The sequence below is a fragment of the Microbacterium paraoxydans genome (genome assembly GCF_019056515.1).
Lineage (GTDB): Bacteria > Actinomycetota > Actinomycetes > Actinomycetales > Microbacteriaceae > Microbacterium.
In genome coordinates, this window is sequence record NZ_CP064873.1 from 20,274 (window position 1) to 41,732 (window position 21,459).

The window sequence follows — 21,459 nt, forward strand, 5'->3', positions numbered from 1 at the left end:
GTCCGGGTCAGGATCCGGTGCAGTAGCGGAGCTCGACCGACGACCCGACGGGAACGTCTCCCGGCGCGACGGACATCGAGTGCACGGTCGCCGGATCCGACGCCGGGCACTCCGGTGCCTCGGTCGGCACCGGGGTGAGCCCGATACTCTCGAGCTCCTCGGTGGCCGAATCCATGGACCAGCCGACGATGTTCTTCAGCGTCACCTTGCCGCTGGCGACCTCGAGGTTCACCACCGTGCCGGGGGCCACCTCGGCATCCTCTTCTTCACTGGCCGTCATGACGGTGTTCGCGGCAAGACCCTTGTCGTTGCGCTGGGTCACGGTGCCGAGCTCGAGTCCCGCGTCCTGGAGCGCCTTCGTGGCGGCATCGAGGGACAGGCCCTCCAGCTTCGGTACGACGACCGTCTCCTCGCCCGAGGACACGTAGAGCGTGACGGTCGAGCCCTGCTCCACGGACACCCCGCCCTCCGGATCCGTGCGGATGACGTTGCCCTCCGCGATCGAGGGACTCGACTCGATGACGATCTTGGACGAGAGGTCGAGTTCCGCGAGGTCGTCCTGCGCACGTTCCGAGGCGACGTTCGTCAGATCCGGGACGACGCGCGAGGTGCTGGGCACGTCGGCGGGCCGCATGCTGATGGTCCAGACCCAGAACAGCACGGAGGCCAGGAGCACCGCGAGCAGGGCGACGCCGGCCCAGATCCACGCGACGGGCGGCCCCGACTGCGTGCGGGCCATGGTGGTGTCGGTGCTGAGCTGACGGAGCGATCGCGCCGTCTCCTGCGCCTGCCGCGGATTGGGTCCGTAGAGCTCGCTGGTCAGCGCGCCGATCTGCTTGCGCGTCGGTGCCGCACCCGTCACCGCCGCGTCGAGGGCGGCGCGGAAGTGGGCGGCGTCCGGATACCGCTGGTACGGGTCCTTCGCGAGGGCGCGGAGCACGATCGGATCGAGGGCCGCGGGAGACTCCTCGTTGACCTCGGAGGGCGGCACCGGCGTCTCGCTGACGTGCTGGTAGGCCACGGCCACCGGGGACTCCCCGCGGAACGGCTGGCGTCCGGTCAGCAGTTCGTACAGCACGACCCCGGTGGAGTAGAGGTCCGCACGCGCGTCGACGGGCTCGCCCTTGGCCTGCTCGGGGGAGAAGTACGCGGCGGTGCCGATGATCTGCGTCGTCTCGGCGACGGTGGAGGAGGAGTCGGACACCGCGCGCGCGATGCCGAAGTCCATCACCTTCACCTGACCCTTGTCGGTGACCATGACGTTGCCGGGCTTGATGTCGCGGTGCACGACGCCGGCGCGGTGCGAGTAGTCGAGCGCTTCGAGGATGCCGTCGACATAACGCACTGCGTCCTCGACGGGCACCGGACCGTCGGCGATGATCTTCTTGAGGAGCGTGCCCTTGACGAGCTCCATGACGATGTACGGCGGCTCGTCGGAGGAGCTGTCGACCGTCGAGGGGTCGCCCGCGTCGTACACGCGGACGATCGATGGGTGCGACATGCGGGACGCCGACTGCGCCTCGAGACGGAACCGCGTCCGGAAGCTGGTGTCGCGGGCGAGCTCGGGATCGAGGATCTTGATCGCGATCTCGCGGCCCAGGGTCAGGTCGTACCCGCGGTACACCTTCGCCATCCCGCCATGCCCGATGAGCTCGTCGACGCGGTACCGGCCCGCGATGACTCGTGGCTCTGTGGACACGGATGAACCCCCTGGAATCGACTGCGGCTGGACTGGCTATTCAGGCTACCCTTCGGTGCTCTCCCCGCTGTCACCCTCGCCGTCCTCCGGAGCGACGATGGTGACGGACAGGGGCGGCGAGGCGTTCGACGTCCGCTGGTCCCCACCCGAGCACAGGCCCTGGTAGGTGGCGATGAGCTGCTGGCCCACGGCGTCGCCGACCGTCACCTGCGCGTTGCGCTGGGTCGGCTGGAAGTTCGGGCCGCCCGCGGCGAAGGTGCCGTTCTGCAGCGAGACGACGTAGCCGGACAGGGTCGTGCCGCTGGGGCACGTGAAACCGGTGCCCCAGGAGATGGTGACGGTGCTGCCCGCGACCGGGTCCCCGGTGATCGTCGGCTTGTCCGTGGGCGTCGGGAGCGGTGTGCGGCCGGCGTAGACGGTCAATGCGATCGGGGTGGTCGTCGCGACGTTGCCCGAGGGCTGCACGCGGTAGACCTTGCCCACCTCGCCGTCGCTCGGCGCGGGGTCGCCGTCGGCGCACGTGATGTCGCTGAAGCCGGCCTCCTTGAGCGTCGCCGTCGCCGTGGCGCAGTCCATGTCGGTGAGGTTCAGCGCCGTCACGTCGACGCGCGTCTCCTGAGGAGTGGGCGGCGCGGAGGGCGTCTCGGACTCGACCTGGGTGGGGGTGCGGCTCGAGCTCCCGGTGGGCTTGGGATCCGCGTCGTCGGTCTGGGGTCCTAACAGCGCCCACAGCGTGCCGCCGGCCACGATGAGCAGCAGCACGAGCAGCGCGATGAGCGGCCACGTCCAGGCGCTCTTCTTCTTCTTTTTCTTCTCCTGCTCCTCCGCGGCGGCCTCGTCGGTGGGAAGCTGCGCGGTGGTGGGGAGGATGCGTGTCGTGCCGTCGTCACCGGTCGCGGTGAGCATGCGCGTGGCGTCGTCGTCGCCGGCGATGCCGCCCGTCGCGATGGCGGGCACGGCGATGGCCGCGGAGTTCAGGTCGCCGCGACGCAGGGCCTGGGCCGCGCGGGCGACCGTGGCCGAGGAGGAGGGGCGATCCGCCGGCTTCTTGGCGATCATCGCCATGACCAGGTTCTGCACGGGGATCGGGACCGTCGGCGGCAGCGGCGGCGGCTGCTCGTTGATCTGCGCCATGGCGATCGCGACCTGCGACTCGCCGGTGAAGGGGCGCTTGCCGGCGAGGCACTCGTACGCGACGATGCCCAGCGAGTAGGTGTCTGTCGCGGGGGAGGCCGGGTGACCCGACGCCTGCTCCGGCGACAGGTACTGCACCGTGCCCATGACCTGGCCGGTCGCGGTGAGCGGGACCTGGTCGGCGATGCGGGCGATGCCGAAGTCGGTGATCTTCACACGGCCGTCGGGCGTGATCAGGAGGTTCCCCGGCTTGATGTCGCGGTGCACGAGGCCCGCGGCGTGCGCGGCCTGGAGCGCCGAGGCGGTCTGCGCGACGATGTCGAGCGTCTTGTCCGCGCTCAGCGAGCCGTCCCGCTCGAGGATCGTCGACAGAGCCTCACCCGGCACGAGCTCCATGACGAGGTAGGCGCTGCCGTTCTCCTCGCCGTAGTCGAACACGCTGGCGATGCCCTCGTGGTTGACGAGCGCGGCGTGACGCGCCTCCGCGCGGAACCGCTCGAGGAACCCGGGGTCCCCCATGTACTCGTCCTTGAGGATCTTGATGGCGACGGTGCGACCGATGACGTGATCCGTCGCCTCCCACACCTCGCCCATGCCGCCGATCGCAATACGCGACTGCAGCTCGTAGCGACCACCGAACGACACACCCTGCGTCGGCCTCATCTGCCCAGCACCGCCTCTATGACCTTCTTCGCAATCGGAGCGGCGATGGTGTCCCCGCTTCCTGATTGACCCTGTCCGCCGCCGTTCTCGACGACGACCGCTACCGCGACCGCGGGGTCGTCCGCGGGGGCGAACCCCGTGAACCACAGCGTGTGCGGCCTGTTTCCGTTCTCCGCCGTTCCCGTCTTACCGGCTACGTCGACCCCGTCTATTCTTGCACCCTGCGCCGCACCGTTTGAGACGCTCGCGACCATGGCGGAGGTGACGTCGTCGGCGACGTCGGCGTCCATCGCGCGCCCGAACTCGGTGCTCTCGAACGACCGGATCACCGAGAGGTCGTTGCCGATCACGGCGTCCACCATCTGCGGGTTCATGACCACGCCGTCGTTCGCGATGCCCGCCGAGACCATGGCGATCTGCAGCGGCGTCGCGGTGACCTGTCCCTGCCCGAACCCGGTGAGCGCGGTCTGCGCGTCGTCCAGGCCCTGGGGGTAGCTGGAGGGCGTCGAGGTGAGGGGCGTGTCGAAGCTGCGGTTGAAGCCGAACTTCTCGGCCATCTCCCGGATCGTGTCGTCGCCGAGCTCGACCGCGAGCTCGGCCATGGGGATGTTGCAGCTGAGGCGGATCGCCTCGGCGATCGTGACGGTCTCCCCGGGACCGCAGGCGCCTCCCCAGGCGTTGGAGACGCGATTGTTCGAGCCGGGGAGCGTGTACGACGTCGGGTTGGGCAGCGTCGACTCCGGCGTCCAGTCTCCGCTCGCGTAGGCGGCGGCCGCCACGACGATCTTGAAGGTCGAGCCCGGGGGGTTGAGGTCACCCGCGATCGCCCGGTTGGAGAGCGGCTTGCCCGGATCGGCCACCAGCTCGTCGTACGTGGCGTTGGCCGCGTTCGCGTCGTGCGTCGCCATGCGGTTCGTGTCGAAGCCCGGGGTGGAGGCCATCGCGAGGATGCGTCCGGTCTTCGGGTCCATCGCGACGACCGCTCCCTGCAGGCCGTCCAGGGCCTCGACGGCGGCGCGCTGTGCGGCGGTGTCGAGGGAGAGTTCGACGCTGAAGCCGCGCTGAGGCTGGCCGGAGAGGATGCGCTCGATCTCGGCGAAGAAGGCGTTCGAGCCGGTCCCGGAGAGATCGGCGTTCATCGCCTCCTCGATGCCGGTGGCCGAACCCAGGGCGGGGTTGAAGTACCCGGTGACGGGTTCCCACAGGCCCGGGTCGGTGTACACGCGCTGGAACCGGTACTGGTCGTCGCTCGGGACCGAGTTGGCGATGGCGGTGCCGTCGACGATGATCGCGCCACGCTGGATCTCGTAGCTGTCCAGCCGCGTCCGCTTGTTGTGCGGGTTCTGCGACAGGACATCGGTCTCGACGACCTGGATCCAGCTCGTCGCGGCGAACAGCGCGACGAACATGAACAGCATGACGATGCTGAGTCTGCGGAGCTCTTTGGTCATGTCAGCCGATCACCACCCGGGGCTGACGGCGGACGCCGTCGGAGATGCGGAGCAGGAGCGCCACGATGAGCCAGTTCGCGACGAGGGAGGAGCCGCCGGCGGCGAGGAACGGCGTGGTCAGACCCGTCAGCGGGATGACCCGCGTCACGCCGCCCACCATGATGAAGACCTGGAGGGCGATCGTGAACGACAGTCCCGTGGCGAGCAGCTTCCCGAAGTCGTCCTGACCCGCGAGCCCGATGCGGACGCCGCGGCTGACGAACACCATGTAGAGGCAGAGGATCGCGAAGAGGCCGATGAGGCCGAGCTCCTCGCCGAGGCTCGTGATGATGTAGTCGCTGTGCGCCAGCGGGGTGATCTCCGGGCGGCCCTGGCCCCAGCCGGTGCCGATGAGGCCGCCGCGGGCGAGACCGAACAGTCCCTGCATGGGCTGGTAGCCGGCGACGTCGGGGTCGACCTTGGAGGAGTCGAACAGGAACAGCCAGTTGATGAAACGACCCTGCACGTAGCTGAGGATCTGCGAGGCGGCGGCGACGCCGGCCACCACGAGGCCGAGACCGATCAGCACCCAGCTCGTCTTGCCCGTCGCGACATAGAGCATCGCCACGAACATGCCGAAGATGAGCGTTCCGGTGCCGAGGTCGCGCTGGAAGACGATGATGCCGAGCGAGACGAGCCAGACGACGAGGACCGGACCGAGTTCGCGCATGCGCGGCCAGGTGATGCCGAGCACCCGCTTGCCGACCGAGGTCAGGCTCTCCCGCGTGCGCACGAGGTAACCGGCGAAGAAGATCGCCAGGCAGATCTTGGCGAGCTCGCCGGGCTGGAAGGCGAACATGCCGCCCAGCGACACCCAGACCTGGGCGTTCGCGTCGGGGATCCGCAGACCGGGCACGAACGGCAGGAGCAGCAGGAGGATGCCGGCGAGGCCGAAGATGTAGGTGTACCGGAAGAGGATCCGGTAGTTGCGCAGCAGGATGACCACCGCGATCGCACCGGCGAGCGAGATGGCCGTCCAGGCGAGCTGCTTGGTGGAGTAGGCGTTCCACCCGGTGTTCCCGAACGCGATGTCGATCCGGTAGATCATCGCGACGCCGAGGCCGGTGAGCAGCGTCGCGATCGGGACCACGAACGGGTCGGCGTCGGCGGCGACGAAGCGGAGCACGACGTGCAGCGCGAAGGCGAGGGCGGCGAGTCCGCCGCCGATCGCCAGGATCATCGGGTCGATCGTGCCGAGAGCGCCGAGCTGGACGAGGGTGAGGGCGGCGCCGCTGATCGCGCAGGCGAAGAGGAGCAGCCAGAACTCGCGGTTGCGCTGCGTCTGAGGCATGCGCAGTCGGCGCAGGGCCTTGATGACGGTGGTGTCGGCTTGGACGTCGGTGCTCATCCGGCACCTCCCGACGGCGTCTCGCTCGGCGAGGGGAGCGGGGTGGGCAGCGGCGTCTGCTCGATGATGTTGGCCTCGGCGCCGGAGCGGAGCCGGTCGACGATGGCCATCGCGTCCGAGAGCGAGCGGGCGCTGATGGTGCGCTCGACCGAGGCCCGCTGATACGGCGGTAGATCGGCGAGGAGGATCTCGGTGTCATCGACCGGGGTCGACAGGGTGATCGGACCGATGTTCTGCTGAACGCCCTGGAAGATCACCACGCTGTCCTCGTCGGCGCCGATGAAGTAGCGCGTCTGCGTCCAGCTGTATGCCGCGAACGCGGCGAAGCCGAGCATCGCGAGGACGACGACCGCGCCGGCGATCCAGCCCAGTCGGCGGCGCTTGGCGCGACGGCGATCCTCCTCGATCAGCTCCTCGAGGTACTCGGGCGCCGGCTCGAAGTGGCTCGGCTCGTTCGCGGCCTGCCGCACCGGGTGCAGCCAGTTGCTCCGCGGCGCGCGGACCGGCGGCACGTAGACCCCGGACGGGTTCGACGCCGCGCCGACGATCGTGGCCGTGCCGGAGTGGACGGGGTGCTGTCCGCCGACGTCGACGATCACGATCGTGACGTTGTCCGGGGCGCCGCCGTCGAGGGCCTGCTTGAGGAGGTTGTCGGCCGTGCGCCCCGGCGCGAGCCCGAGCTGCATGGCCTTGAGGATGCGGGCCTCGTCCACCACGCCCGAGAGGCCGTCGGAGCACAGCAGCCAGCGGTCGCCGGGCTGCGCGTGCATGACGAACATGTCGAGCTCGGGGTCGGCGTCCATGTCGCTGAGCACCCGCATGAGCACCGACCGACGCGGGTGGTATCTGGCCTCTTCCGGGGTGATCCGGCCGGAGTCGACCAGTCGCTGCACGAAGGTGTGGTCCGCGGTGATCTGCGTGAGCGCGTCGTCGCGGTAGAGGTAGATGCGCGAGTCGCCGATGTGGCCGATGACGGCGTACTCGTCGACCATGATGATCGCGCTGAGCGTGGTGCCGAGCCCGGCGAGCTCGGGACGATCCTTCGCGGCGCGGATGAGGTCGCCCGCGGCCGTCGTGGCGGCGGCCTGGAGGGCGGCCTGCGCGTCCTCCGTGGAGGAGTACGGCTGATCCAGCGGCTCCATGCGCTGGATCGCGATGCTGGAGGCGACGTCGCCGCCCGCGTGTCCGCCCATGCCGTCGGCGACGACGAACAGGTTCGCCCCGGAGTACCCGGAGTCCTGGTTGTTGGAGCGGACCTTCCCGGTGTGGGAGATCGCGGCGCTCGAGCCTTCGAAGACCATGCCGGCGTCAGGCCCTCAGCTCGAACGTCGTCGCGCCGACCTTGACCGGGGTGCCGAGGCTGAGGGAGACCGGGCCGCCCGTCACCCGCTGGCCGGCCACGAACGTGCCGTTCGTCGAGTCGAGGTCCTGGATCGCCCACGTGTCGCCGCGGAGCAGGAGCCGGGCGTGATGGCTGGACGTGTAGTCGTCGCGGATCACCAGGGCGGATTCGCTGGAGCGGCCGATCGTCATCGCGTCGGAGCCCAGGGGCAGTTCGAGACCCGCCTTCGGTCCGGACGTGATCACGAGGCGCTTCGCCGTGGCCACGGTCGCGGGGCCGGTCGACGGTCGCGCCGACGAGGGACGGGGCGGGGCCGCCGGTGCCGCGGCCGGAGCGGCGGCGGGTGCTCCCGCTGTCGCCTCCGCGGGGAGCTTCCGAGCCCGCACCCCGAACAGGTCGGCGCGCAGGGAGTAGACGACCCCGAACACGAAGAACCACATCAGCACGAGGAAGCCGATGCGGAGCAGGAGCAGGACCAGTTCACTCATCCGAGGGCTCCGAACACGCGGGTCGCGTCGTCGTCGGGGCGCGACGACCGCGACGGGGTGGCGACGGGGACGATGCGGAACACGAGGTCGGTACGACCGATCGTGATCGTGGTGTCGGAGGGGAGCGCGGCCTCGCGGAGCTTCTGCCCGTCGACCTTCGTGCCGTTGGTGGATCCCATGTCGCGGAGCATCGCGCGCTCGCCGTCCCAGAGGATCTCGGCGTGACGACGGCTGGATCCCGCGTCGGCGATGGTGATGTCGGCGTCGGAGCCACGGCCGATCACGGTGCGGGCACGGGTGAGGGTGTGCCGGCGTCCGTCGACGTCGACCACGGCCTGCCAGCTCACGCGTCCTTCGACGGTGCCCGAGGTGACGCGCACGGTGCCGGTGGCGACCTTGTCGTCCGCCTCGAGTGTGAGGGACAGGGGGCCGGCGAAGCTGTAGCCCTGCGACTTCGCGTGCTTCGTGAGGAGTGCGTGCAGCTCGTCCGTCAGCGCGCCGCCGAGCCCGCGCATGCGCTCCGCGTCGTCGGGGCTCAGGCGCACGACGTAGTTGTTGGGCGCGATGATGCGGTCACGGCTCACCACGGCCGCAGTGGTATCCGCCTCGCGTCGCAGCGCCGAAGCGATCTCCACGGGCTGGATGCCGCTGCGGAAGGTCTTCGCGAACGCGCTGTTCACTGCGCGCTCGAGACCCTTCTCAAAGCTGTCAAGTAGTCCCACTGGGCTCCTCTGGCATGCCGACCGGTAGGGACATCGTAGCCAGGTGACCTGGGGGAACGCCGCCGACGCCCCTGCCGGGGTGTGCAACGCGGGCGAAAACGCGTGATATCCTCGGAAAGTTGAGTTCTTCGGAGCGAGACGCTCGCGCGAGTGGCGGAATGGTAGACGCGCTGGCTTCAGGTGCCAGTGTCCGTATGGACGTGGGGGTTCAAGTCCCCCTCGCGCACAGCGAGACATTCATGAAAGAGTCGGTCAGAGTCTGACCGGCTCTTTCTGTTTCCCCGCGAACGCTTATCGAACGGTCTGCCGCATGAGCGCCTGGATGCACACCGTCGGACTCGTCCTCGTCCGCATCGTCTTCCCCGGCGCCCTGGCTCTGACCGCGTTGCTGCTCCTCTGGTACGGCATCGGCGTTCTGGACGAGACGCCCGGGTTCGCCTGGGTGATGATCGCGACGGGGGGAGCAGGGTTCCTTCTCTCCCTCTTCCTCCTCTGGCGTCTCAACAATGCCCGCGGTCGCGAGGATTTCCGGTGGTACGTCGTGCCGGAGGACGGGGCGGAGGAGTCCGTCCCGCCGGAGCCGATCTCGGCCGAGGAGAGGGAGCGCCTCACCCTCGAGCTGGACGAGGTGAACCGTCGGTGGCGGGAGGCGCTGGAGGCAGGTTTCCTCTCCGGTGGCTCGCTCGCCGCCCACGAGATCCGCGCGGAACTCGAGGAACGCGCCACGGCGCTGCGCCGTCGACTCGAGGCGCCTTCCACCCCCGATCGCTGACCTGAGTCCTCATCCTGGGGGGACGAAAGTCGCCCTGGAGTTCGCTGATCGCTCGCCTTACCCTCGGCGGTATCCCAGCTCGGGGAGCGGGTGAGCCGGGATCTGGACAGGGGAGTGTTCATGCGGGGTTCTCTGCGCACGCGGTCTGGTCGAGAAGAGAAGATGGATCGGAGAGCGCGACGACGGCCACGGTCATCACCGCGGACGTCGTGGGCGGTGGCGACCATGCTCGCACTCGTGCTGGGATCGCTCGTCGTGCCCGTGGTGCCCGCGACAGCAGCCCCGGGCGACCCGGCTCAGCTGTACCTCGGCGTGTCGTATGAAGGACCCGTCGTCGGGTCGGACAAGGATCTGACCGCCCCCACCGAGTGCCCGGCGAACTCCGTCCTCACGGCCGTGCGGACGGAGAACCGCTCCGCGGACGCGCCGGGCTCCTCAGCGAACTCGATCCTCACGCGCTTCAGCCTCCAGTGCTCGTCGATCACCGTGAGCAATGCGGGGGTCATCACCTCCACGGTTAACCCCACGTGGATCGAGGGGCCGGTCTACGACCAGGGTCGCGGGAACGTGCAGACGGCGACGTGTCCGGCGAACACCTTCGTACACCGCATCACCGGCACCACCTTCGTCGGCGACAACGGCGCGCGGTGGCCCTCGTCCGTGCAGATCACGTGCCGTCCGATGACTTTCACCGCCGCGGGGGAGCTGCGGATCGACCTCGCGGCCTCCGCCACCGTCCTCACCGCCGGGCAGAACTTCAACACGAACGGCGGCCTCAACACGCCGACCCCTCGATGCGGCCCCGCCGGGACCACCGGGACGAGCGACATCGTCGTGCGCGGCTACCGGGCGCAGAGCGGTGGCGAGGGCATCGACGGGTTCAACCCCTCCTGTACGACCATCCCCGACGACTTCGGCGATGCGCCGGCCAGCTACGGCTCGGTCTCCCAGGAGCTGAACGCGGCGACGTATCTGGGCTGGTCGGCCGATGCCGAGACGGCGATGCAGTACAGCGCGAACGCGACGGGCGACAACGTGGTCGGCGGCACGGCCCCGAACCAGACCATCAACGACGAGACGGGGGTGGCGTCGTTCGGGCCGATCATGGCCAGCGTGACGAACACCTATTCGGTGTCGGTGCTGGCGTCGAACAAGGTGCCGGGAGTGCCGGCAACCCTGGTCGGCTGGATCGACTTCAACCGCAACGGCGTGTTCGACGCGAACGAGGGCGCCACCGCGACGGTCCCCGCGGGCACGGCGGACGGCTCATCCGTGACACTGAACTGGTCCGGCATCGCCTCGCAGACGGTGGGCGGGCAGACGTTCGCCCGATTCCGCATCCAGAGCGGGACGGGGTTGACCACGGCGACGCCGACGGGGACGGGCGGTCCGGGTGAGGTGGAGGACTACGCCGTCACGATCACGGCTCCGGCGCCCTCTCTGGCGTTGACGAAGACGGTCACGCCGACCACCGCCAGCGCGGCGGGGGACACGGTGACCTATCCGTTCGCGGTCACGAACACCGGCAACGTCGCCGTCTCGGGGCTCGGCATCCGCGAGTCCGCGTTCAGCGGTACGGGGACGCTCGGGGCGGTGAACTGTGCGGCGACGACGCTCGCCGTGGGGCAGAACACCACCTGTACGGCGGCGTACACGCTGACCCAGGCGGACATCGACGCGGGCACGGTGACGAATACCGCGCTCGCCACCGGAACCTCCGAGGCCAACACCGGCGTGGAGAGCAACCCGAGCACCGCGACGGTCACGACGACCCGTACCCCGGCGCTCACGGTCGTGAAGTCGGCGACCCCGTCCGGACCGGACGACTTCACGGTCGGACAGGTGATCGACTACTCGTTCATCGTCACCAACACGGGCAACGTGACCGTCTCGAACATCGCGGTGAACGAGACGGCGTTCACGGGCTCCGGGACGCTCTCGGCGGCCGTATGTCCGACGGCACCGCTCGCCCCGGGCGCGCAGGCGACCTGTACCGCGAGCTACACCCTGACCCAGGCCGACGTGAACGGGGGATCGGTCAGCAACACGGCGACCGCCACCGGTGTGCCTCCCGGGTCGCTGACGCCTCCGGTGTCTCCGCCGTCGACCGTGCGCGTGCCGGTGGACCCGGCTCCGGCGATCTCGCTGGAGAAGCGCTCCGAGACGACCGCGATCACCGGCGCCGGGCAGACCATCGACTACTCCTTCCTCGTCACGAACACCGGGAACGTGACCCTGACGAACGTCAGCATCGACGAGGAGTCCTTCTCCGGCACCGGAGCCCTCGACGTGACCTGCCCCGCCGGCGCCGGATCCCTCGTTCCGGGAGCGCAGGTGACCTGCACCGCGAGCTACACCGTGACGGCCGCGGACTACAACACCTCGGCGCTCACGAACACGGCCAGCGCGACGGGAACGCCGCCGACGGGCGCGGCACCCGTGTCGTCGCCGTCCACGGTCGAGATCCCCGTCACCGCCGCCCCGGCGCTCACGGTGGCGAAGTCGGCGGACCGCACGGAGATCACCGCGGCCGGACAGACGATCACCTACTCGTTCCTCATCAGCAACACGGGGAACGTGACCATCGACGACGTCGGGGTGACGGAGACGTCGTTCACCGGCACCGGTACCGCTCCCGTCATCACCTGCCCCGCGGCCGCCGCCTCCCTGGCCCCGGGTGCGCAGGTGACCTGCACCGCGCCCTACGTGGTGACCCAGGCCGACATCGACGCGGGCGGGGTGACCAACACCGCGACCGTGACCGGCGAGCCGCCCACGGGCGAGCCGCCGGTGTCGCCGCCCTCGACCGTGGTCGTCCCCGCGGACGAGACGCCCGCGATCACCCTCGTCAAGACGGCCGACCCGACGACGATCACCGCCGCCGGGGCCACCGTGGACTACGCCTTCCTCGTGACGAACACGGGCAATGTGACCCTCACCGACATCACCGTGACCGAGACCGCGTTCTCCGGCACGGGCACGGCGCCGGAGATCACCTGCCCCGCCGCCGCGGCGGCACTCGCTCCGGGCGCCCAGGTGACCTGCACCGCGTCCTACGAGGCGTCGCAGGCGGACGTCGACGCGGGTCAGGTGACCAACACCGCCACCGCGACGGGCACGCCGCCCCGCGACCTCGAACCGCCGGTGTCGGCGCCCTCCACGGCGATCGTCACGGTGCCCGGCGCGCCCGCCCTCACGGTCGCGAAGACGGCCGACCGGACGGAGATCACCGCCGCGGGGGACGTCATCACCTACTCGTTCCTCGTGACGAACACGGGCAACGTGACCATCGCGGACGTGACCGTCGACGAGGTGTCGTTCTCGGGTACCGGTGCGACTCCCGTCGTCACCTGCCCCGCAGCGGCCGCGTCCCTCGAACCCGGAGCTGAGGTGACGTGCACGGCGACCTACGAGGTGACGCAGGCCGACATCGATGCAGGCGGCGTGACGAACACCGCCACCGTGACGGGCGACCCGCCCGGAACCCTCGAGCCGCCGGTGTCGCCGCCGTCGGAGGTCGAGGTGCCGTCGATCCAGACGCCCGGCATCACGGTCGTGAAGTCGGCCGATCCCTCCACCGCCGCCGGCTACACGGTGGGGACGGAGATCACCTACACCTTCGTGGTGACGAACACGGGCAACGTGACCCTCACCGACGTGACGGTGGACGAGACGGCGTTCACGGGCTCGGGAGAGGTGTCGGCGATCACGTGTCCCGCGGGGGCCGCATCGCTCGCGCCGGGGGCGCAGGTCGAGTGCACCGCCACGTACACGCTGACGCAGGCCGACATCGACGCCGGGCAGCTGTCGAACACGGCGACGGCGACGGGCACGCCGCCGTCGGGGACGCCACCGGTGTCGCCGCCGACGACGGTGGAGATCCCCGGCGACCCGGCCCCGGCGCTGACCGTGACGAAGACCGCTGACCGGACGGAGATCACGGCAGCGGGGCAGACGATCACCTACTCCTTCCTCGTGACGAACACCGGGAACGTCACGGTGCGCGACGTCACGGTGGAGGAGGGCACCTTCACCGGTACGGGTCCTGCCCCGGTGGTGACCTGTCCGGCGGGTGCCGCCACGATGGTTCCCGGCGCGCAGGTCACGTGCACCGCCGAGTACGTCGTCACCCAGGCCGACATCGACGCGGGTGGGGTGACCAACACCGCCACGGTGACGGGCACGCCGCCGTCGGGGGAGCCGCCGGTGTCGCCGCCGTCCGAGGTCGAGGTGCCGTCGGAGCCGTCGCCGGGGCTGACGGTGTCGAAGACGGCGGACCGGACCGAGATCACGGCCGCGGGCCAGACGATCACCTACACGTTCGTCGTCGCGAACACCGGCAACGTCACTCTGACGGACATCGAGGTGACGGAGGCCTCCTTCACCGGTACGGGGACTCCGCCGGTGGTCGAGTGCCCGCCTGCGGTGTCCTCGCTCGCACCGGGGCTCGACGTCACCTGCACCGCGGAGTACGTCGTCACCCAGGCCGACATCGACGCGGGCGGAGTGACCAACACGGCGACCGCCACGGGCACGCCGCCGTCGGGGGAGCCGCCGGTGTCGCCGCCGTCCGAGGTCGAGGTGCCGTCGGAACCGTCGCCGGGCCTGTCGGTGGTGAAGTCGTCCGACCGGTCGACGATCACCGCAGCGGGTCAGACGATCACGTACTCCTTCCTGGTCACCAACACGGGCAATGTGACGATCGCGGACGTGACGGTGGACGAGACGGGCTTCACCGGCACCGGCACGGCTCCGGTCGTGACGTGTCCGGCGGGCGCCGCGTCCCTCGCGCCGGGAGCCCAGGTCACCTGCACCGCGCCGTACGTGGTGACGCAGGCCGACCTCGACGGCGGCGGGGTGACGAACACCGCGACCGTGACCGGCACGCCGCCCTCGGGCGAGCCCCCGGTGTCGCCGCCGTCGACCGTCCTGGTCCCCGGTGACCCGGCTCCCGCGCTGACCGTGGCGAAGACGGCCGACCGCACCGAGATCACCGCGGCGGGCCAGACGATCACGTACTCGTTCCTCCTCGCGAACACGGGCAACGTCACGCTGACGGATGTCGGGGTGGACGAGGTCTCGTTCACCGGCACCGGCACCGCGCCGGTGGTGACCTGTCCCGCGGGGGCGGAGTCCCTCGCTCCGGGAGCGGAGGTGACGTGTACCGCGCCGTACGTCGTGACGCAGGCCGACATCGATGCGGGTGGCGTCACCAACACCGCTACCGGCACGGGGACACCGCCGTCGGGGCAGCCGCCGGTCTCGCCGCCCTCGACGGTCGAGGTGCCCTCGGACGGGTCGCCGGCCCTCACGGTGGCGAAGACCGCGGACCTCACGAGGATCAGCGCCGCAGGGCAGACGATCACGTACTCGTTCCTCATCACCAACACGGGCAACGTCACGATGACGGATGTCGGTGTGGACGAGGTGTCGTTCTCGGGGACGGGAACCGCGCCGGTGATCACGTGTCCGGCCGCGGCGGCCTCGCTGGCCCCCGGTGCGTCCGTGACCTGCACGGCGCCGTACGTGGTCACGCAGGCGGATGTGGATGCCGGGCGACTCACGAACACGGCCGTCGCGACAGGAGAGCCGCCGACGGGTCCGCCGACCAGCGAACCGCCGCTCACGCCTCCGTCGACGGTGGAGGTCCCCGGTGACCGGAACCCGGCGATCGCCGTGGTGAAGTCGGCCAGCCCCGACACGGCGGCGGCCTACGTCGTGGGCCAGGACATCACCTACTCCTTCGTCGTGACCAACACCGGCAACGTCACGCTGACGGATGTCGCGATCACCGAGGGCGACTTCTCCGGGACGGGTGCGCTGTCGGCGATCGACTGCCCGGCCGGGACCGCGTCGATGGCCCCCGGGGCCCAGCTCATCTGCACGGCGACGTACGTGCTGACGCAGGAGGACATCGACGCCGGCCAGGTGACGAACTCCGCGACCGCGACCGGTGTGCCGCCCGGGGACCTGCAGCCCCCGGTGTCGCCGCCGTCCGAGGCGCGCGTCCCCGCGCTGCCGACCCCGGGCGTCAGCATCGTGAAGTCCGCGACCCCGGCCGTGATGACCACCGTGGGGGAGACGCTGGAGTACTCCTTCGTCGTGACCAACACGGGCAACGTGACGCTGAGCGACGTGGCGGTCGAGGAGACGGAGTTCTCCGGAGAGGGCGACCTCTCGGCCATCTCCTGCCCCGATGAGGCCGCGCGCCTCATCCCCGGGCAGACCGTGACCTGCACGGCGACGTACACGACGACGCAGGCGGACGTCGACTCCGGCCGGCTGACCAACACGGCCACGGCCACCGGCACACCGCCATCGGGCACGCCGCCGGTGTCGCCGCCGTCGACCGTCGAGGTGCCCTTCGACGGGACGAACGAGCTTGCGATCGAGAAGCGCGCGACGACCGTGGACGTGAACGGCAATGGGATCGTCGACCTCGGCGACCGGGTGGAGTGGACGATCGTCGTCAGCAACATCGGGGCGCAGACGGTCTCCGACATCGTCGTGTCCGATCCGACCGCGGGCCCGGTGACCTGCCCGGCGACCAGCCTCGCCTCCGGGGAGCGGATGACGTGCACCGTGCCGCCGCACACCATCGATGCCGCCGACGTGCGTCGCGGTGAGGTCCGCAACGTCGCAACCGTGAGCGGGAACACGCCGGGCGGGCCGATCGATCCGCCGACCTCGCAGACGGTCACCCGCGTGGTGCCGACGCCGCCGACCGGGCTCGCGGTCACGGGTGGGACGCTCGCCGCCGGCGGCCTGCTGCTGGGCGGAGTGATGGTCCTCGCCGGCCTGGGTCTCGGCCTCACGCGGGTGCGACGGCGAGAGGAAGAGCAGGAACAGCGCTGACCGAGCGTCGTCCGTGGCGGGTGCGTCCACCCGCCACGGGCGATCCCGGTCGAAGGAGGAGCCCATGATGTCCACACGCCACCGCAGCACTTCGCGCCTCGCGGCACCGATCCTGATCCTCGGTCTCCTGCTCAGCGGTTGCTCCCCCGCCGCCGAGGAGCCGGCCCCGACGCGCACGGCCGCGGAGGGGGCGCCGCAGATCCCCGGTGAGGACGAGGGGGTCGTCGGAGCGACGAGCGTGCCGGAGGACGTGCCGGACGCCCCGGAGGTGCGCGCCGGGACCCAGATCACGACCTGCACCACGGAGGACGACGGCGGGACGGCGGAAGGCGTGGTCGGCAATCCCACGGACGCGGACGCGACCTACGTCGTGACCGTGTTCTTCACCACCGATGCGGCCACGGTCGTCGGGTCCGGTCAAGCGACGGTGGAGGTCCCCGCCGGCGAGGAGGCCGACTGGTCCCTCACCGCGGACTTCGTGCCGCCGAGCGACCTCCGCTGCGCGCTGCGCGGAGCGGGCGCCGCGTCCTGACCCGATCCCGGTCGCGGGGCCGCTACGACACGGGCACGTAGCGCGCGAGCGGCTCGAAGGGCGGCTGCGAGGAGAGGTCCGCGACAGCGGCCGCGCCGACCGCGCAGGCCGTCTGCAGGGCCGCTCGCGGGGAGAGTCCGCTCTGCAGGGCGAGCACGAGCGCGGCGCAGAAGGCGTCCCCCGCGCCCACGGTGTTGACGGCGCGGGTGGGCACGCCGTCCGCCCGGGCGATCTCCTCGCCGCCGCGGAACAGGGCCGCGCCCGCGGCGCCGTAGGTCACGGCGACGAGTGCGGCATCCGCCAGCTCCGGCATCAGCTCGCGCTCGGTCTCGTTCACGATGAACAGATCCACCCGCTCGAGCAGCGCGTCAGGGAGGGGCCGTGCGGGGGCGGCGTTGACCGCGACGAACCCTTCGGCGCGGGCGACCACGTTCTCGACGACGGACAGCGCGATCTCCAGCTGCAGCAGAACGGCCTCGTCCGGCGCGAAGGCGACGCCCTCGGGGGAGACGAGCTCGTTCGCGCCGGGACACACCGCGATCTGGTTCTCGGCCTCGGCGTCCACGACGATCAGCGCGGTCCCGGTGGGTGCGGCGACCTGGCGGAGATCGGTGGTGTCGACGCCGGCCCTCGCGAGCTCCTCGCGCATCCAGGCGCCGTCGGCGTCCGCCCCCACCGCGCCCACCATGCGGACCCGCCCTCCCAGCTTCGCGGCGGCGACGGCCTGGTTGGCGCCCTTGCCGCCGAGGTCGCGGGAGAGTCGGCCCCCGGCGACCGTCTCCCCGGCGGTCGGGAGCCGGTCGACGAAGGCGGTGAGGTCGACGTTCGCGCTTCCGACGACGACGAGGGCGGGGGCGAGGACGGCGTCCGGCTTGACGTTCATGAGAAAGAGTGTAAACGTTTACGCACACCCGATTGCAAAGGAGCACCCCATGCCCGTCCCCGTCCTCCTCGACTGCGACCCCGGCCACGACGACGTCTTCGCCATCTGGCTGGCGGCCGGGAACGAGCAGATCGACCTCCGCGGCGTCACCACCGTCGGCGGCAACGGCTACCTGGAGCACACCACGAGGAATGCCCAGATCGCCCTCACGGTCGCGGGCGTGACCGGCGTGCCGGTCGCGGCGGGGGCCGACAAGCCGCTTCGCCGTGAGCTCACGCCGGGGGCCTGGATCCACGGCGACAACGCCCTCGGCGGACCCGTCCTCCCCGAGCCCACGGTGCCGCTCGACCCCCGGCACGCCGTCGACTTCCTCGCGGAGACCCTGAACGCGTCCGCGGAGCCGATCACGGTGATCCCCACAGGCCCCCTGACGAACATCGCGCTGCTGCTCCAGCAGTACCCGGAGGCCGCCCGCAACATCAAGGAGATCATCTGGATGGGCGGATCGACCGGGCGCGGCAACGTCGGCGCCTACCCCGAGTTCAACGCCTGGGCCGACCCCGAGGCGGCTGCGGTCGTGTTCGCGTCCGGTCTGCCGCTCACCATGGTCGGACTCAACATCTCCCATCAGGCCCTCATCACCGAGGAGGTCGTGCAGCGGATCGCGGCGGTCGGCAACCGCACGGCGGCGTTCGGTGTCGAGCTGCTGCGCTTCTTCTCCGCGTCGTACGACCGGGCCGAGGGGATGCCGGAGGGGCCGCTGCACGACCCGATCACCGTCGCCATCGCGATCGATCGCGCCGTCGCCACCGTGCAGCGCTGCCACGTCGACATCGAGACGGCGGGCGAGTTCACGGCCGGTGCGACCTGCGTCGACCTCCACGACATGCTGGGCAAGGAGCCCAACGCCGACATCGCGCTGACCCTGGACGTGCCGGCCTTCTGGAATCTGGTGACGGATGCCGTCGCAGCGCTGGCCTGACGATCACGCGCCCGGCGGGGGAGACGTCGACTCCGCCACGCGCAGAGTCGGCGTCACGCGCCGCAGGGCGTATGGCGTCTCCGGATCGTCCATCCGCCGCACGAGCGCTTCCACCGCTTCCGCGGCGAGCTCGTCGAACGGCTGGACCACGGTCGTGAGCCGCGGCTCGCACACGTCCGCCAGCATGGTGCCGTCGAACCCTGTGATGAGGATGTCGCCCGGGACGCGCAGGCCTGCGCGCTTCAACGCGGCGATCGCGCCCGCGGCGACCAGGTCGTCCCCCGCGACGATCGCATCGGGAAGCGGACCGCGGGCCCGCAGCCGCGCGACGGCGGACTCTCCGAAGGAGAGAAGGTACTCGCCGAACACGTTCTCCTCCACCGGCAGCGACCGCGCACGGACGATCGACTCGAACGCGGCGCGGCGCTCGCGGCCGACCGACGTCACGTCGTTGCCCGACACGAGGACGATGCGAGAGGCGCCGCGGGAGGCCAGATGGTCGACGGCGAGCCCGATGCCATGATCGTTGTCCACCCCGACGAAGTCGGCATCGAGGTCCAGCACCCGCCGGTCGACCTGGACCAGCGGGAGCCGCTGGGCGGTGTCGGCGACGGCGTCGAAGGACAGCTCCGCGTCGGACGGAACGACGAAGACCCCCTCGACACGGCGCTCGACGAGCATGCGCAGGCGGGCGCGCTCGCGGTCGACATCGCCGTGCGAGTCCGCGATGACGAGATCGAACCCGCGACGCTGCAGGTGGTCCTCGAGCCGGTGGACGAGTTCGCCGTAGAACGGGTTGCTGATCACCGGGACGACGACGCCGATGGTCGCGCCCGTGCCCTCGCGCAGACCGCGGCCGATGAGGTTGACCCGGTAGCCGAGCTGCTCGGCCACCCGCGCCACATGCTCCGCGGTGGCTCCGGACACGCGCTCCTTGCCGTTCAGCGCGCGGGACACCGTGGCGATCGACACCCCGGCCGCGGCTGCCACATCGTGCAGCGTCACCGACGGCTTCCTCATCCGCACCTCGACTCCCGACGGGCACCGACATCGGCGCCTCGACTCCCAAGATAAGCCGCGCGTAAAGGATTACGCATTCCGGCGCCCCCGCACCGACACGAAGAAGTGAGTACGACATGCACACCACCGCCCTCCGGCCCCGAACGGCCGTCGCGCCCCTGATGGTCGCCCTCCTCGCGGCCTGCCTCGCGTTCCAGCTCAACGCGAGCATGCTCAGCCCGGCGCTGGTCACGATGGAGCGCGAGCTCGACGCGACGGCCTCCGAGATCGCCGCCACCCAGACGGTGTTCTTCACCGCCGCCGCCCTGTTCACCCTCTTCCTCCCGCGGCTGGGCGACCTCATCGGACGGCGCCGGGTGCTCGTCGGCATGCTCGTGGTGATGGCGGTCGGCTGCGTGGTCGCGGCGCTCGCGACCAACGTCCCGATGCTCTTCGTCGGCCGCCTCATCCAGGGTGTCTCCGGTCCCGTCGTCCCGCTGTGTCTGATCATGCTGCGCGCGGCCGTCAGCGACCCGAAGATGTACGGCACCCTGCTCGGCGTCGTGACAGCCGTCAACGGCGGGATCGCCGGCGGCGACGCGCTGCTCGGCGGCTACCTCGCCACGAACCACGGTTTCGCCTCGATCTTCTGGACCATGGCCGGCGTCGCTGTGGTCGCGGCACTCGTCGTGCGCCTTCTCGCCCCGGAGACGATGGCGGAGGACCGCCCGCGCATGGACTGGTGGGGGTCGTTGCTCCTGGTCGTCTCCGTCGGATCGATGCTCATCGCCCTGAACGAGCTCGGGAAGCTCGCAGAGGCGGACGTGCTCCTGGTGGTCGTGCTGGCCGTCGTCTCCGTGGTGTCCTTCCTCGCGTTCTGGAAGCTCGAGGGTGCGCTGCGGGACCCGCTCGTCTCGCCCGCCCAGTTGAAGCAGCGTGCCACCTGGGCGCTCTCCGCGACATCGTTGCTGACACTCTCCGGGATCTTCGCGGTGATGAACGGCGTGGTCCCTGCACTGGCGCAGGACACCGCGATGGGACTCGCGATGAGCGCGGAGGAGGTGTCGTTCTGGATCCTGATGCCGTACGCGCTGGCGGGCCTGCTGATGGGACCCCTCACCGGACGGCTCGCCGCGACGGTGGGCTACCGGGCGATGCTGCGGATCGGGCTGGTCGGCACGATCGTGGTGCTCGTGCTGATGGTCGCGAACGTCGGAACCTCGTCGCGGATCATCCTGCTGTTCCTCTCGGTCGCCGCCGGCATCACCTACGCCGGCATCGGCAACATCATGTTGAACGGCCTGGGGGTCGTGCTGTCGCCCACGGAGAAGCCGGGCTCCCTCCCCGGGCTGAACACCGGTGCGATCAACCTCGGGGCCGGGCTGAGCTTCGTCGTGATCTACGCGGCCCAGACGTCGTTCGGCGGCAGCGGGGACGCGGCGGGTGGCTACGTCGCCGCGCTCCTCACCGGTGCCGTCGTGCTCGCCGGCGCGCTGACGTTCTCCCTCTTCATCCCGAAGCCCGTCCATGCCGAGCTGACCCGCTGAGGC

The 21,459-nt window shown here is 70.6% G+C and carries 14 protein-coding genes and 1 tRNA gene; 6 read left to right on the top strand and 9 right to left on the bottom strand.

What is annotated here, in order from left to right:
- Window positions 1-7 precede the first annotated feature (7 nt).
- From pknB to IZR02_RS00150, 7 genes are read right to left on the bottom strand one after another with little or no spacing between them, the layout of a single operon-like run.
- On the bottom strand, window positions 8-1,699 hold the full coding sequence (pknB, locus tag IZR02_RS00120; RefSeq protein WP_025102891.1) for a Stk1 family PASTA domain-containing Ser/Thr kinase: 1,692 nt from the start codon (window positions 1,697-1,699) through the stop codon (window positions 8-10).
- Window positions 1,700-1,744: 45 nt separating this feature from the next.
- The gene (locus IZR02_RS00125; protein WP_254385409.1) at window positions 1,745-3,496 is read right to left on the bottom strand and encodes a serine/threonine-protein kinase; all 1,752 of its coding nucleotides are present in this window, start codon (window positions 3,494-3,496) and stop codon (window positions 1,745-1,747) included.
- Window positions 3,493-4,947: a peptidoglycan D,D-transpeptidase FtsI family protein gene (locus tag IZR02_RS00130; protein WP_025102893.1), complete on the bottom strand. Its 1,455-nt coding sequence runs from the start codon at window positions 4,945-4,947 to the stop codon at window positions 3,493-3,495. The genes IZR02_RS00125 and IZR02_RS00130 overlap by 4 nt, the downstream gene beginning before the upstream one ends.
- Window position 4,948: 1 nt before the next feature.
- Entirely contained in the window at window positions 4,949-6,334 is a 1,386-nt protein-coding gene (locus tag IZR02_RS00135) for an FtsW/RodA/SpoVE family cell cycle protein (protein WP_025102894.1), read from the bottom strand.
- A complete protein-coding gene (locus IZR02_RS00140; protein ID WP_025102895.1) occupies window positions 6,331-7,635 on the bottom strand; it encodes a PP2C family protein-serine/threonine phosphatase in 1,305 nt (434 codons plus the stop codon). Before IZR02_RS00140 ends, IZR02_RS00135 begins: the two co-directional genes overlap by 4 nt.
- A 7-nt stretch (window positions 7,636-7,642) precedes the next feature.
- Window positions 7,643-8,164: an FHA domain-containing protein FhaB/FipA gene (locus IZR02_RS00145; protein ID WP_025102896.1), complete on the bottom strand. Its 522-nt coding sequence runs from the start codon at window positions 8,162-8,164 to the stop codon at window positions 7,643-7,645.
- Window positions 8,161-8,886 (bottom strand): FhaA domain-containing protein, encoded by a 726-nt coding sequence (locus IZR02_RS00150; RefSeq protein WP_025102897.1) that lies wholly within the window; start codon window positions 8,884-8,886, stop codon window positions 8,161-8,163. Before IZR02_RS00150 ends, IZR02_RS00145 begins: the two co-directional genes overlap by 4 nt.
- A 144-nt stretch (window positions 8,887-9,030) precedes the next feature.
- On the opposite strand from IZR02_RS00150, the gene IZR02_RS00155 reads away from it, so the two are divergent.
- The 4 genes from IZR02_RS00155 to IZR02_RS00170 all read left to right on the top strand — a co-directional run bounded on the left by IZR02_RS00155 (window position 9,031) and on the right by IZR02_RS00170 (window position 17,045).
- A tRNA-Leu gene (locus IZR02_RS00155) sits at window positions 9,031-9,112 on the top strand.
- Window positions 9,113-9,196: 84 nt separating this feature from the next.
- Window positions 9,197-9,658: a hypothetical protein gene (locus IZR02_RS00160; protein WP_025102898.1), complete on the top strand. Its 462-nt coding sequence runs from the start codon at window positions 9,197-9,199 to the stop codon at window positions 9,656-9,658.
- Between the two features lie 225 nt (window positions 9,659-9,883).
- On the top strand, window positions 9,884-16,513 hold the full coding sequence (locus IZR02_RS00165; RefSeq protein WP_217316537.1) for a DUF7507 domain-containing protein: 6,630 nt from the start codon (window positions 9,884-9,886) through the stop codon (window positions 16,511-16,513).
- Window positions 16,514-16,577: 64 nt separating this feature from the next.
- Window positions 16,578-17,045: a hypothetical protein gene (locus tag IZR02_RS00170; protein WP_025105166.1), complete on the top strand. Its 468-nt coding sequence runs from the start codon at window positions 16,578-16,580 to the stop codon at window positions 17,043-17,045.
- Between the two features lie 22 nt (window positions 17,046-17,067).
- Here the strand turns inward: IZR02_RS00170 and IZR02_RS00175 are convergent, their stop codons facing one another.
- The gene (locus IZR02_RS00175) at window positions 17,068-17,928 is read right to left on the bottom strand and encodes a ribokinase (RefSeq protein ID WP_025105167.1); all 861 of its coding nucleotides are present in this window, start codon (window positions 17,926-17,928) and stop codon (window positions 17,068-17,070) included.
- Window positions 17,929-17,977: 49 nt separating this feature from the next.
- Between IZR02_RS00175 and IZR02_RS00180 the strand changes: the two genes are divergently transcribed.
- The gene (locus IZR02_RS00180; protein ID WP_025105168.1) at window positions 17,978-18,910 is read left to right on the top strand and encodes a nucleoside hydrolase; all 933 of its coding nucleotides are present in this window, start codon (window positions 17,978-17,980) and stop codon (window positions 18,908-18,910) included.
- 3 nt (window positions 18,911-18,913) lie between these two features.
- On the opposite strand, the gene IZR02_RS00185 is transcribed toward IZR02_RS00180, so the two are convergent.
- Window positions 18,914-19,915 carry a LacI family DNA-binding transcriptional regulator gene (locus IZR02_RS00185; RefSeq protein WP_161973058.1) on the bottom strand — a complete coding sequence of 334 codons (1,002 nt, stop codon included), beginning with the start codon at window positions 19,913-19,915 and terminating at the stop codon, window positions 18,914-18,916.
- Window positions 19,916-20,046: 131 nt separating this feature from the next.
- On the opposite strand from IZR02_RS00185, the gene uriT reads away from it, so the two are divergent.
- On the top strand, window positions 20,047-21,456 hold the full coding sequence (gene uriT / locus IZR02_RS00190) for an MFS transporter (RefSeq protein WP_025105170.1): 1,410 nt from the start codon (window positions 20,047-20,049) through the stop codon (window positions 21,454-21,456).
- The last annotated feature ends 3 nt before the right edge of the window (window positions 21,457-21,459 follow it).